Raw genomic sequence first — 12,949 nt, 5'->3', positions numbered from 1 at the left:
AGGCGGATGCCTGGGGCGCTAAAGCGAAATCCCGGCCTCCCGCAGGCCGTCGATCAGCCGCGGAATGACGGCCGGATCCTGGTAAGGCATCGCCCGCTTGAAGTGGTCGATGGAAAAGTCCGGATTGACCTCGAAGACCTCGTGCCAGTAGCGCCGCGCCTCCTCATGGCGTCCGGTGCGGCCATAAAGACAGGCGAGATAGAAGCGCGTCATGTCCGAACGCGGTGCCAAGGCCAGGCGCCGCTTGAAGGCAATCTCGGCTTCGTCGAAACGGCCGAGGTTGAGCAGGGTCCGGCCAAGGAAATGCAGCGCCAAGTCGAACTGCGGATCGAGCCGGTGGGCGCGGGTATAGAAGGGCAAGGCCTCCTCGAACTGGCCCAGGAAATCTCTGATCGTGCCGAGCTGCGTGTGGCCGCCGGCGGAGTTCGGGTCGAGCTCGATCGTGCGTTGGGCGGCCCGCTCGGCCTCGTCGAAGCGGCGCTTCCAGCAGAGCGCAATCGCGAGCGCGTGGTGGCCGTGGGGTTCATGCTCGTCGGTCTCGACGGCCTTCTGTGCAAGCTTGAGAGCGCGCTCGATATTGTCGACGGTGCCACCGTTCCACCGGTTGATGTAGTCGGTCATGGCAATGATCGCGAGCGACGCATAGGCCGCGGCAAGCGCCGGGTCGATGGCGATCGCACGTTCGAGCATGCTGCGCGCCTCCGCAGACGATACCGCGTCGAACCGCAGGATCGCCTGACGCGACCGCACGAGCAGATCGTAGGCCTCCGGATCGACCTTGCCGCGCCCCTCGCGCCGCTCCGTTTCGCCGGCCGTCAGCTTCACCTTGAGCGCCGTCACGATGGTGCGCGTCACCTCGTCCTGAACCTCGAAAATATCCTCGATGCCGCGATCGTAGCGCTCGGCCCAGAGATGGCCCCCGGTGGTGCCGTCGATCATCTGAGCGTTGATGCGAATGCGGTTGGCGGCGCGGCGCACGCTGCCTTCCAGCACATAGCGAACGCCGAGGTCGCGGCTCACCTGGCGGATATCCGCCGACTTGCCCTTATAGGCGAAGGAGGAATTGCGGGCGATGACGAAGAGGCCGGAGACCTTCGAGAGATCGGTGATGATGTCCTCGGTAATGCCGTCCGCGAAATAGCCCTGCTCCGGATCGCCGGACATATTGTCGAACGGCAGCACGGCGATCGACGGCCGGCTCGGAAGCTGCGGTGGCACCTCGGCGGCGACTTTGATGGGCGCGTCGGCATACTCGTCCGGCGACCAGCTCCAGATATGCACCGGCCGCTCGATGTTCTTGACCTCGTGATGGCCGCTGTCGACGAAAATGAGATCGATGCGGCCGTGCACATATTCGTGCACCCCGTCCGAAATCGCCACGCCGCCGGGCCTCGCAAGCGCCTCGATCCGGGCTGCGACATTGACGCCGTCGCCGTAGAGGTCGCTGTCGGCGACCATGATGTCGCCCATGTTGATGCCGACGCGCAGCACGATTTGCTGATCGTGGGGCACGTCCGCATTGGCGGAGATCATCGCCCGCTGCAAGGCAGCCGCACATTCGACCGCGTTGACCGCGCTGGAAAACTCGATCAGCACGCCGTCGCCCGTTCGCTTGAACACCCGGCCCTGGTGGGTTTCGACGAGCGGTTCCAGCACTTCGCTCCAGCGCGCCATGAGCTGAGTATAGGTGGTTTTCTCGTCTCGCTCCATCAGCCGGCTATAGCCAACGACATCAGCAGCCAGGATGGCGGCAAGCCGCCGTGTGATGGATTCTTTGGCCATGGATTGCGACGCCTTACTGGGAATCCTCTTGGCGAAATTTTACCGGCGGATGAGCCCTATGTCCATTCGAACCGGATCCGCCCCGCGCCCAAGCGCTAGCCCGAATTGGGTATTGCCGCGACAGGAACCTGGCGCGGTATCCCGACGTTGCCTTCACAGGGAATTGAGCTGCTTGCTCAAGGCGATGGCTGCGAGCACGCCGGTCGCAATCGGCTCGCGCTCCCATTTCGACAAAGGAGTGTGAAAGGATGCTTGTGTCCATACCGGGCCGGCCGATCCTGCCGGGTGAACTCACCAAGATCGACGATGTCTTCAAGGAAACACTAAGAGAGCGAGAGCTGTCGCGCCAGTCGGCAGAGGCAACGGCGCTCGCCGCCCGGCTGATCGAACTTTATCAGAATGGCGTACAGGACGTGGTGGCGCTCAGAGCCTTGGCCAAGCTGTTCTGACGAAGCAAGGCGCCCCGCAAATCGCGATACCGATCGTTTAGAGAAGAAATGGTACGGTTGGTGGGAATCGAACCTACGACCTCAGGTGCCACAAACCTGCGCTCTAACCAACTGAGCTACAACCGCACATAAAGCGACATCAGTCGCTTGGCGGCTCACATACGGAGACTTCCGTCGCTTTGCAAGCCTTAACTTGAGATTATCCTGGAAAAAATCCGGATGGCAAGCCATCCGGATTCTTGGTTTTGGGCGCAGATGGCAGAATTCGGCGACAGCAGTCTGTCGCCATCGTTCAGCCGGCGCGGTCGGTTGACTTTAGACCTTCTTGAAGGACGACATCGCCTTTTCAGCGGCGTCCTTGCCCGGCTTGGTGACGTTTTCGGCAACCTTCTTGGTGGCTTCCTGCATCGACTTCGCCTGCTCGACCGCGAGTTCGGCCTGCTTGCGGACAAAGCTCGTCTGCAGTTCGACGAATTCCGACAGCGACTTCACGCCGAGCAGCGCTTCCATGTGAGACAGCGAATTTTCGGCATTGGTGCGCAGTGCGTCGATGGCCTTGAGACCGAGTTCGACGGAGCCGGTTTGGGCGCTTTCGAGCGTTGCTTCAACGGTCTTCGTTGCCTCTTCGGCAGCGGTCTTCATCTTGGCATAGGCTTCCTTCGACTGGACGGCACCCTTTTCCGCGAAGTCGCGGAAGCTGTCGGTGAACTTCGCCGGGTCGAAAGAGGAAAGGGAAAATACGTCGTCGGTCTTCTTGGTAGCCATGAAAGCGCTCCTTGGTGTCTGGCCCTCTTCAGAGGCGCCGTTGATTGATGCGCATTATATAAACTACTTGCTTGTGCATTGCAATAAAATTGTGCAGTGCACAAAATCCGGAGAATTAACCTTTCGCGCTGAAAGCCGTGACGAAGCTCCGGCCCTCGCTGGACCCTTGCGGGCCTGCCGGGTATTAATAGAGTGTTAACCCGCAAGCGATCCGTCAATAGGCCCCCTTTTATGCCCGCGAGACAGTATCCCTTCATTGATATCGCCGTGCATGCGCGGGTGCGGGAGCATTTTGCCCGCGGCGACGCGGCGATCCTGTTTTCGCGGGACTTTGCGCGCATTCTCTGGGCCAACGACCAGGGCGCGGCCTTTTTCGGCGCCGGGTCGATCTATGATTTCATCGATGCGGGACCGGACCAGGGCGAGCTGTCGCTGCGTCAGCTCAAGGCCGCGGGAGCGCAGCTCGTGCGCGCCGGCGACCGGCGCCAGCTTTCGATCCGGAAGTTCTCGGGTTTCCGCGGCACACCGCTCAATGTGAGCGTGGAGATGATCCGCGTGCGCCCGGACGAGGACGCGGTGCTCTTTACTGCACCGCATTCGGGCACGCCGCTGTCGCTTGAGGATCGCGCTGCGCGCATGATCGCCGGCCTCGACGGCCCGGACACCCACATGGCCGTTCTCGATGGCAACGGCGGCATCATCGCGCACTCGCCGGGCTTCATCGATCTCGGCATGTCGGACGAGACGCGCAAGCAGCTCGTCGATACGGTCGGCCGAGACCACGACTGGCTGATCAAGCGCCCGGTCGCAACGCGGAAGGGGCACCTGCCGGCCGCGGTCGGCAAGATCGCCGATGAGCCGTCGCTGCATCTGCTCTTTGCTGTCGAGACCATTCTCGGCACGCTCGATCCGGACGAAGAGACCTCGGCGGCGCAAGCGTTGCCAATCCTGCCGCCGACCGAGGAGCTGGAACCGACCGTCGAGACACCGGCCCCGGAGGCAAAGGATATCGTCGAACCGGCCGAAGCGCTGGTCGAAAGCGCTGCACCGGCCGAAGACGCTGCCCTGGCCGACGCATTCGAACAGGCGGAGTCCGTCGAACCGGTTGCCGCGCCACAGGACGATGGCGACCTTGAGGACGCAGACGTCCACGTCGCTGCAGGCCAGGTCGCTCTGCCGGAGGAACCGGAGGGGGTTGCCGCTGCAGATGCGAAAACTTCGGCGCAGGGCGTGGAGCCTGCGGAAGATGAAGGCGAGCCGGCGCTTGCGGTCGCGACCGACGTGATCGCGACCGATACGCCGGTTGCCGCGGAAATCCGCGTGACGGCAGAGGTCACACGCGAGGACGCGACGGTAGAGGCGACCGATGCTGGCACCGCTGAAACGGAACAGGCCGACTTCGCCTTCGTGCCCGGCGGCCGTGCCGTCCGCTTCGTCTGGAAGATCGACGCCGAAGGCCGCTTCAGCGAGATCTCCGAGGAATTCGCCACCGCCGTCGGTCCGCGCGCCGCCGATGTGATCGGCGCCACCTTTAACCACGTGGCAGCACGCTACGGCCTCGATCCTGATCAGAAGATCGGCGCGCTGCTGCAGCGCCGCGACACCTGGTCGGGCAAGACGATTTTCTGGCCCGTGCAGGGCACCAGCCTCAAGGTTCCGGTCGACCTGGCGGCCCTGCCCACCTACTCGCGCGCACGCGAATTCGACGGCTTTCGCGGTTTCGGTATCGTGCGCCTTGCCGATGCCGTCGAAGACGAGCACGCCAACGGCCTGACGTTCGGCGCCGCAACGGACATGACGGCAGAAGCTGCCGCGGAAGCGACGCCGTCGGAAGACCACGCGCATACTCCAGCGGTCGATCCTGAGACCGTCGGCCCTGAGATCGAGGAGCGGTCCGCCGACGAGGTGCAGGTCGTCGCGCAGAGGTCCTCCGAAACGGAGGCCGAGCCTGTCGCAGCTGCGCAGGATCGTGATGCGCCCCAAGACCGGACCCTCACCTCCAGCGAGGAGGCAGAGGCAGAGCCGGACCATGCAGCCGAAGTTGCCGCGGACGAACAGGTCGCCGCAACTGACGATCTCTTCCAGGGAGAGCGCCCTGCCCTACAGCTCGTCGACAACGCTGAGCCCCCCGTCTCCGACAAGATCGTCGAGCTCGAGAAACATCGCGCGGCGACCGCGCTGACGCGGGGCGAACAGGCGGCGTTCCGCGAGATCGCGCGGCAATTGGGCGAGCATTTTGGCGGGCCGGCGGAAACCGCACCCGCAGAGAAAAGCGACGCAGCGGCCGATGCAAGCACACCCTTCCCGGTAGACGCGCACGAAGCCATCACTTCCACGACGCCAGCGGCAGAAGAACAGACTGGCGCGGAAGAAACCGGAGAAGAGACCGACGACGGCGCAGCCGAGGACGAACAGGCGAACGTGCATCTCGAGCAGCAAGCGGCAGATATCGGCCTTAGCGGCGAGATCCTCGACAGCCTGCCAATCGGTATGCTCGTGCATCGCGGGGAAGAGCTGCTGCACGCCAATCCGGAATTCCTGCGGCTCACCGCGTATGGCGACCTCGACGACTTTGTCCGGGAAGGCGGCCTTGACGCGCTCTTTGCCAATGGCGAAGAGGCGACCGACCAGGAACCCGACGGCACGATGATGCTGATCCGCAGGGACGGTCAGATGCGGCCGGTCATCGCACGGCTGCACACGATCCGCTGGGACGGCCGGAGCGCGCTGATGCTGGCGCTGACGCCGGCGGCCGCGAACGCGCCGTCGACGAAAGCAGACGATGCCATCTCCGGTGACGACGTCGACCGTCTGAAGACGGAAATCGACGAACTCAAGTCCATCCTCGAAACCGCAACCGATGGCGTTGTCATTCTCGGGCATGACGGCGACATCCGCTCGATGAACCGCTCGGCAAGCGCACTCTTCAACTATGACGAGGGCGAGATCCGCGGCAAACCTTTCGCCGCGCTCTTCGCTCACGAAAGCCAGAAGGCAGTCATCGACTACCTGCACGGGCTTTCCGGCCACGGCGTCGCGAGTGTGCTGAACGACGGACGCGAGGTGATCGGGCGGGAAGCGAATGGCGGCTTCATTCCGCTGTTCATGACCATCGGCCGGCTTTCGGCCTCCAATGGCTTTTGCGCCGTGATCCGCGACATCACCCAGTGGAAACGCACCGAAGAGGAACTCCGGAACGCCAAGCGCGCCGCGGAAACGGCCAATGCCCACAAGACCGAGTTCCTCGCCCGCGTCAGCCACGAGATCCGCACGCCGCTCAACGCGATCATCGGCTTTTCCGACATGATGGCGAGCGAGCATTTCGGCCCGGTCGGTCACCCGCGCTACATCGAATATGCCGGCGACATCGGCCGGTCGGGCCGCCACGTGCTCGATATCGTCAACGATCTGCTCGACATCTCGAAGATCGAAGCAGGCGAAATGGAACTCGATTTCGGCGCCGTCGAGATCAACGACGCGGTCTCGGAAGCCGTGTCGCTCGTCCAGCCGCAGGCCAACAGCCAGCGCGTCATCATCCGCACCTCGCTGTCAGCGGCCGTGCCGAACGTCGTGGCCGACGGCCGGTCGATCAAGCAGATCGCGCTCAACATTCTAGCGAACGCCATCCGTTTCACGCCTTCGGGCGGCCAGATCGTGGTGTCGACCTCCTACGAGGCGAACGGTAGCGTCATGCTGAGGATCCGCGACACCGGCGTCGGCATGACCCGCGGCGAACTGGACCAGGCGATGAAACCGTTCCGGCAGGTGACGACAGGCGCGCGCAAGCGTGGCGACGGCACCGGGCTCGGGCTGCCGCTCACCAAGGCGATGGCGGAGGCGAACCGCGCCCACTTCTCGATCACCTCGGCACCCAACGAGGGAACGCTGGTGGAAATTTCCTTCCCGTCACAACGCGTCTTGGCGAACTGAGGCCGGATGCTATAAGGAAATGTTGACTTGTGGTGGCCAGTTTGCTGGCCGCCATTGGCCATTTCTCGCCGTCATGCCGCGGAATCGATCGATTGCAGTCCACATCTCAGAGCATCAAGCGCCGCCATGCGCGTGCCGGAACCGGTCTTTCGCATCCCCTGCTGGCGACATGGGCCGGATTGACATCGGTCATCGTGCTGATGCCGATCATCGCGATCGCCTGGCTGGCGATCTCGGGCGGCGGCGGCGACTGGCCGCATCTGATGCAGAACGTCATTCCGCGCGCCACCGGGCGCACGCTGCTCTTGATCTCGCTGACGGGTGCCGTGACCGCCTTCGTCGGCATCCTCACGGCCTGGCTTGTCGCAAGCTGCGAGTTTCCGCTGCGGCGCTTCCTGTCGGCAGCACTGGTGTTGCCGCTTGCAATCCCCGCCTATCTCGCTGCCTATGCGTTCGGCGAGCTTTTCACCTTTACCGGGCCGGTGCAGGGACTGATCCGCGCGATCTTCGGCTTCAAGACGAGCCGTGACTACTGGTTTCCGGATATCCGCTCGCTCGGCGGCGCCGTGCTCGTGCTGAGTTCGGTTCTCTATCCCTATATCTACCTCGCCTGCCGTTCGATGTTCCTGATGCAGGGACGCGCGGCCGCCGACGTCGCCCGCACGCTCGGCGCCGGGCCGCTGAAAGTGTTCTTCCGCATCCAGATCCCGATGGCTCGCCCGGCCATCATGATCGGCCTGACGCTGGTGGCGATGGAAACGCTGAACGACATCGGCGCAGTCGAATTCCTTGGCGTGCAGACGCTGACCTTCTCGATCTTCGACACCTGGCTGAACCGCGGCAGCCTCGCGGGCGCCGCGCAGATCGCCTGCATCATGCTGGTCTTCGTCATCGGCCTGATGATGATCGAGCGGGCCGCACGGCGGCGTCAGCGCTTCTCCAGCCAGAAGACGACGTCCGCCGTCCACGATGCTGCCCGGCTCATACTGTCCGGCTGGAAGAAGTGGGCCGCCATGGTCGCCTGCCTGCTGCCCGTGGTTTCAGGCTTTGCCGTACCCGTGCTGATCCTCGGCAATTATGCGCTCAAGCGCATCGACCAGTTCATCGAGCCGCGGCTGCTCAACGCGCTCTTTCATAGCATCCTCGTCTCAGGTGCGACCGCAACGGTGACCGTTCTGCTCGGTTTCGTGCTCGCCTATGCGGCGCGCACGGGGCATTCTCGGGTGAGCGACATCGCCGGGCGGCTCGCCTCCTTCGGCTATGGCGTGCCCGGCACTGTTCTTGCGATCGGCGTGCTCTTCCCGCTGGCCGCTCTCGACAACATTATCGATGCCGGCATGCGCGATACGTTCGGTATCTCCACCGGGTTGATGATGACCGGCACCGGCTTTGCGATCATCTACGCCTGCAGCGTGCGCTTCCTCACCATGGCCGAGGGCTCGCTCGAAGCGGGTTTCCAGAAGCTTTCGCCGCATCTCGACATGGCGGCGCGCGCGCTCGGCCGGACCGGCGGCCAGACTTTGCGCACCGTGCTTTTGCCGATGATGCGGCCGGCGGTACTGACCGCCGCTCTCCTCGTCTTCATCGAGACGATGAAGGAGCTTTCGGCAACGATCATGCTCAGACCGTTCAACTTCAACACGCTCGCCACGCTCGTCTACGAAGACGCGTCTCGGGCCAAGGTCGAAGACGCTTCGGTCGCCGCGATGATCATCGTCGTCGCCGGCATGATCCCGGTCATCCTCGTGTCGCGGTCGCTCGAACGCCGCTCCTGAGCCCCGTTCAGCAAGGCCTGGCGGGCGAGAAACGCATAAAAAAAAGGTGGCTGGGAGGCCACCTCGATAGTTGAATGCTAAACCAACAATCGCTCGAGAAGTAACGACGTCATGTCCGCGACGGCATCTCTGCCGAACGCCGATCCAACATCGATCGGCCTCAAGTTGGCATGACCATGCGCCCCCAATCCTTAACAAGACCTTACCCGCCGGATCCGCAATTTTAGGGATTTTTCAGCAAGTCTGAAGCCTTGGTTAATTCCAATCACGCGAATCCGTTAACGCGCCCTCAATTTTTAAGGGCATCCAGTCCGGCGTAAAGATCAAGCGCCTCGGGGTTGGCGAGCGCCTCCTTGTTCTTCACCGGACGGCCGTGCACCACATCACGGACCGCGAGTTCGACGATCTTGCCGGACTTCGTGCGCGGGATATCGGCGACCGCGATCACCTTTGCCGGCACGTGGCGCGGCGAGGCGCCGACGCGGATGCGGTTCTTGATCGCCTTCGTCAGGTCGTCGGTCAGGGCGACGCCGGCGGCGAGACGAACGAAGAGAACGACGCGCACGTCGTCTTCCCAGTCCTGCCCGATGCAGAGCGCCTCTGCGACCTCCTCCATCTGCTCGACCTGATTGTAGATTTCCGCCGTGCCGATGCGCACCCCACCGGGATTAAGCGTCGCGTCCGACCGGCCGTGGATGATGATGCCGCCATGCTCGGTCCATTCGGCGAAGTCGCCATGGCACCAGACATTGTCAAAGCGCTCGAAATAGGCGGCGCGATACTTGGCGCCCTCGGGATCGTTCCAGAACATCACCGGCATCGACGGGAATGCCTTGGTGCAGACGAGTTCCCCCTTCTCACCGCGCACCGATTGCCCCTCATCGTTCCAGACGTCGATCGCCAAGCCAAGACCCGGCCCCTGGATCTCGCCGCGCCAGACGGGCTTCAGCGGGTTGCCGAGGACGAAGCAGGAAACAATGTCGGTCCCGCCCGAGATCGACGCAAGCTGAACGTCAGACTTGATGCCTTCGTAGACGAAGGAAAAGCCTTCCGGCGACAGCGGCGAACCGGTCGAGGTCAACAGCCGAAGGGTGGAAAGATCATGCGTGTTGGCCGGTACGAAGCCGCCCTTGCGCACGGCGTCGATGTACTTCGCCGAGGTGCCGAACACCGCGAACGTCTCGGCTGCGGCATAGTCGAAGAGCACGTTGCCGTCGGGATAGAAGGGCGAGCCGTCGAACAGGCAGAGGGTCGCGCCGACGGCCAATCCGGAAACCAGCCAATTCCACATCATCCAGCCGCAGGTGGTGAAATAGAAGAGCTTTTCGCCGCGGCGAAGGCCGCAGTGGAAACGATGCTCCTTCAGATGCTGCAGCAGCGTGCCACCGGCCGAATGCACGATGCATTTGGGAACGCCCGTCGTGCCCGAGGAAAACAGCACGTAGAGCGGATGGCTGAAGGGCAAGCGTTCGAAGGTCAGAGTTGTTGCCGCAAACGGCGCGATGAAATCGGCAAGGGTTGCGCCACCCTCGATCGAGGCCGCCAGCGCCGCGCTGTCGCCGGCATAGGGAACGATCAGCGCCGGCACGCCAAGGGCCTTGGAGACCGCGCGAACCTTCACATCGACGTCCTGGCCCTTGCCGTTGTACCAATAGCCGTCGCAGGCAATGAACAGCTTCGGCGTGATCTGGCCGAAACGATCGAGGACGCCCTGCTCGCCGAAATCGGGAGAACAGGACGACCAGATCGCGCCGATCGAGGCGGTCGCCAGCATCAAGGCGATCGTTTCGGGCATGTTCGGCATCATAGCCGCAACGCGATCGCCGGGGCCGATACCCTGAGCCTTCAGCGCCTGCTGCAGGCGCGACACGAGCGCGCGAAGCTCGTCCCACGACAGGCGATACTCGACCTTGTCTTCACCGCGGAAGACGAGCGCGTCGCCGTCGCCGGTTTCGCGAAGAAGGTTCTCGGCAAAGTTCAGCTTCGCGTCGGGGAAGAAGCGAGCATCGAGCATGCGGTCGCCGTTGACGAGGGCTGTTGCGCCGCGTTCTCCGATGACGCCGCAGTGCTCCCAAACCGCGGTCCAGAAGTCGCCGCGCTCGGCCACCGACCAGGCGTGGAAGGCATCGTAATCCGCAAAGGTTCTGCCGAAGCGTTTGCTGCTCCAGGCGATGAATTCGGCCATGGGGCTATGCGCAAGGATTTCCGGACCTGGAACCCACAACGGCTGCTCTGCGTGCATGCTTTCCTCCACTCCTGCTCCATGCCCTCTATACCATGCTGCATCGCAAAATAAACAGCACCGGAAAGCGCCTCGTCATCGCGTGGACGACATTTACCTGTCTGTTGCCTGTCCGTCGCATTTGATTTCTGAGGACCGAAGGCCTATCCAAGCTCACGTGACCCAAGCGACGGCGACCAGGCGGACATGAGACGTAAATTTCTGCATATGATGCGCGACGTACGCCTGTTGTCGCAGCTGCGGCGCCGCCATTTCCTGTGGCCGGCCGCGATCGGCGTCGGGCTTGCAGCCGGCTACAACGCCGTCCTGCCTCTGGTGATTTCGACGACGAACGTGCGTCCGACCGTGGAGCATATGCTGGACGCCTGGTCCGGCGGAAAGAGCCGAATATCGGGCAATCCCGAGATCAGCTTCTGGCCGGAGCCGACTTTGACGCTCCGCTCGGCGACGATCGAAACTACGGATGGATCGTCCCGCAAGCTCGCGCATATCGGCAGCATTACCGCGACGTTCAGCCTGTTTTCAGCGATCGACGGCACACCGGCGCTGGACGATATCCGGCTGATCGAGCCCGTCGTCACGCTCGAGCGGCACACGGACGGCACACTCAACTGGCAGCGGCCGCACTGGCTGAGTACCCCGGACACACAGGCTGCCGAGAAGGATACGCCGTTCGGCGATGTCACCGTCGAAAACGGCCGCCTGCAGATCATCGACCTCGTCACCAACCAGACTCGGGAATTTTCCGGTATATCCGGAACCGTCTCCTGGCCTTCGTTCACCAAGCAGCTCAGCGCCCGGCTTTCGGGAAGCCTTGGCGGACAGACGGTGGCCTGGACGCTCGAATGCAACGAACCGCTGATGCTGCTGACCGGCCACGATGCGGCGCTCAAGACGTCGCTATCCTCGGCGGCGCTCAGTCTCTCGTTCGAAGGCAACGGCAATCTCTCCCCTGCACCGACTGCCGCGGGACGGCTGCAGGTTTCGACGGCCTCGCTGCAGGCCCTTGCCGCCTGGTACAAAGGCAAGGCGGCGGGCGCATTGCCGGACAGCGGCTTCAGCCTCAGCGCCAACGTCACCAGCGGTAAGGCCTCGCTGAAGCTCGACGAGCTTCAGCTGACGCTCGGCGGCGCCAACGCGAGCGGCATCCTCGACATCTCCACGCCGATCGACGATACCCACCGCGTCGAAGGCACGCTCGCCTTCGACCGCATCGATCTCAATGGGCTGCAGCCGTTCATCGACCCGCTGGAGCCGGACGAACTCACACAACAACTCGGCGACGCGTTCGCGCGCAGCTGGCGTGCCGATGTGCGGCTGTCGGCGCAGGAGGCGCTGGCAGGCCCGCTACGGCTCGAAGATCTCGCCGCCGGCGTCATCATCGATCACGGGCGCGCCTCCATCGACGTCGCCGACAGCACCTATGCCAATGGCCGGCTCAGCGGGCGGCTCGCCGCTTCGGAAGAGGGGCTGGCCGGCGGTGGCCGTCTGGAACTGGTGCTGAAGAATGCCGACCTTGCCGCCGCCCTTGCTGACTTCGGTTTCACCGGCCCGGTTCCGACCGGCCGGGGCAATGTCAATCTGGACCTTACGACGGAACACCCGTTCTGGCGCGCGCAGGTGGCCGAGGCTTCCGGCCGCATCAGGCTTTCGCTCGCCAACGGCAACCTCACCGGCTTCGACGCAAATGCCTTTGCGAACCTTGTCCGAGCCGGCGAATTCTTTTCGCTGGCGCAGGCGAGCGACGGCAACTTCGCCTTCCAGACGGCGGATATCGAAGCCAGCTTCGGGGAAGGGTCGGCGCGGCTGAACCGAGCGCTCTTTGCCGGCCAGACCGGCAATCTCTCGGTCAACGGCGTCATTCCCTACCGCAGCGGCAGCCTGGCGCTCGCAGGCACCTACACCGACACATTGAATGCCGGGCAAAGGCTGCGTTTCTTCGTCGGCGGTTCCTGGCCGAATGCAGTGATCTCACCCCTGTCGGTTCTTGGCGAACCCAACTGAAA

Annotated in this window: 7 protein-coding genes and 1 tRNA gene; 4 read left to right on the top strand and 4 right to left on the bottom strand. The window is 63.5% G+C overall.

Annotated features, from left to right (window positions below; translation table 11 throughout):
* Window positions 1-18 precede the first annotated feature (18 nt).
* Window positions 19-1,782, bottom strand: a complete 1,764-nt coding sequence (locus tag IB263_RS03310) for an adenylate/guanylate cyclase domain-containing protein (RefSeq protein ID WP_060584011.1) — start codon at window positions 1,780-1,782, stop codon at window positions 19-21.
* 248 nt (window positions 1,783-2,030) lie between these two features.
* On the opposite strand from IB263_RS03310, the gene IB263_RS03305 reads away from it, so the two are divergent.
* Window positions 2,031-2,231: a hypothetical protein gene (locus tag IB263_RS03305; protein WP_060516485.1), complete on the top strand. Its 201-nt coding sequence runs from the start codon at window positions 2,031-2,033 to the stop codon at window positions 2,229-2,231.
* A 49-nt stretch (window positions 2,232-2,280) separates the two neighbouring features.
* Here the strand turns inward: IB263_RS03305 and IB263_RS03300 are convergent.
* Window positions 2,281-2,357, bottom strand: a tRNA-His gene (locus IB263_RS03300).
* A 189-nt stretch (window positions 2,358-2,546) separates the two neighbouring features.
* A complete protein-coding gene (locus IB263_RS03295; RefSeq protein ID WP_034800834.1) occupies window positions 2,547-2,996 on the bottom strand; it encodes a phasin in 450 nt (149 codons plus the stop codon).
* Window positions 2,997-3,227: 231 nt separating this feature from the next.
* On the opposite strand from IB263_RS03295, the gene IB263_RS03290 reads away from it, so the two are divergent.
* Both IB263_RS03290 and IB263_RS03285 read left to right on the top strand, forming a co-directional pair.
* On the top strand, window positions 3,228-6,926 hold the full coding sequence (locus tag IB263_RS03290; protein WP_192437595.1) for an ATP-binding protein: 3,699 nt from the start codon (window positions 3,228-3,230) through the stop codon (window positions 6,924-6,926).
* Between the two features lie 92 nt (window positions 6,927-7,018).
* Window positions 7,019-8,701 carry an iron ABC transporter permease gene (locus IB263_RS03285; protein WP_034801377.1) on the top strand — a complete coding sequence of 561 codons (1,683 nt, stop codon included), beginning with the start codon at window positions 7,019-7,021 and terminating at the stop codon, window positions 8,699-8,701.
* A gap of 289 nt (window positions 8,702-8,990) precedes the next feature.
* Here IB263_RS03285 and IB263_RS03280 read toward each other — a convergent pair whose 3' ends face one another.
* Window positions 8,991-10,943, bottom strand: coding sequence for an acetoacetate--CoA ligase (locus IB263_RS03280; protein ID WP_060584007.1), 1,953 nt, complete (start codon window positions 10,941-10,943; stop codon window positions 8,991-8,993).
* A 186-nt stretch (window positions 10,944-11,129) separates the two neighbouring features.
* Between IB263_RS03280 and IB263_RS03275 the strand changes: the two genes are divergently transcribed.
* The gene (locus IB263_RS03275) at window positions 11,130-12,947 is read left to right on the top strand and encodes an AsmA-like C-terminal region-containing protein (RefSeq protein ID WP_113293737.1); all 1,818 of its coding nucleotides are present in this window, start codon (window positions 11,130-11,132) and stop codon (window positions 12,945-12,947) included.
* Window positions 12,948-12,949: the final 2 nt, after the last annotated feature.

It is taken from the genome of Ensifer sp. ENS03, from assembly GCF_014852035.1.
Taxonomy (GTDB): Bacteria; Pseudomonadota; Alphaproteobacteria; order Rhizobiales; family Rhizobiaceae; genus Ensifer; species Ensifer adhaerens.
This window is presented reverse-complemented; position numbering and strand designations above follow the sequence as displayed.

Excerpts from the sequence above, each read along its gene's own strand:
- IB263_RS03295 (WP_034800834.1), bottom strand. The coding sequence starts at position 2,996 with ATGGCTACCAAGAAGACCGACGACGTATTTTCCCTTTCCTCTTTCGAC.
- IB263_RS03275 (WP_113293737.1), top strand. The coding sequence starts at position 11,130 with ATGAGACGTAAATTTCTGCATATGATGCGCGACGTACGCCTGTTGTCG.
- IB263_RS03290 (WP_192437595.1), top strand. The coding sequence starts at position 3,228 with ATGCCCGCGAGACAGTATCCCTTCATTGATATCGCCGTGCATGCGCGG.
- IB263_RS03280 (WP_060584007.1), bottom strand. The coding sequence starts at position 10,943 with ATGCACGCAGAGCAGCCGTTGTGGGTTCCAGGTCCGGAAATCCTTGCG.
- IB263_RS03310 (WP_060584011.1), bottom strand. The coding sequence starts at position 1,782 with ATGGCCAAAGAATCCATCACACGGCGGCTTGCCGCCATCCTGGCTGCT.
- IB263_RS03305 (WP_060516485.1), top strand. The coding sequence starts at position 2,031 with ATGCTTGTGTCCATACCGGGCCGGCCGATCCTGCCGGGTGAACTCACC.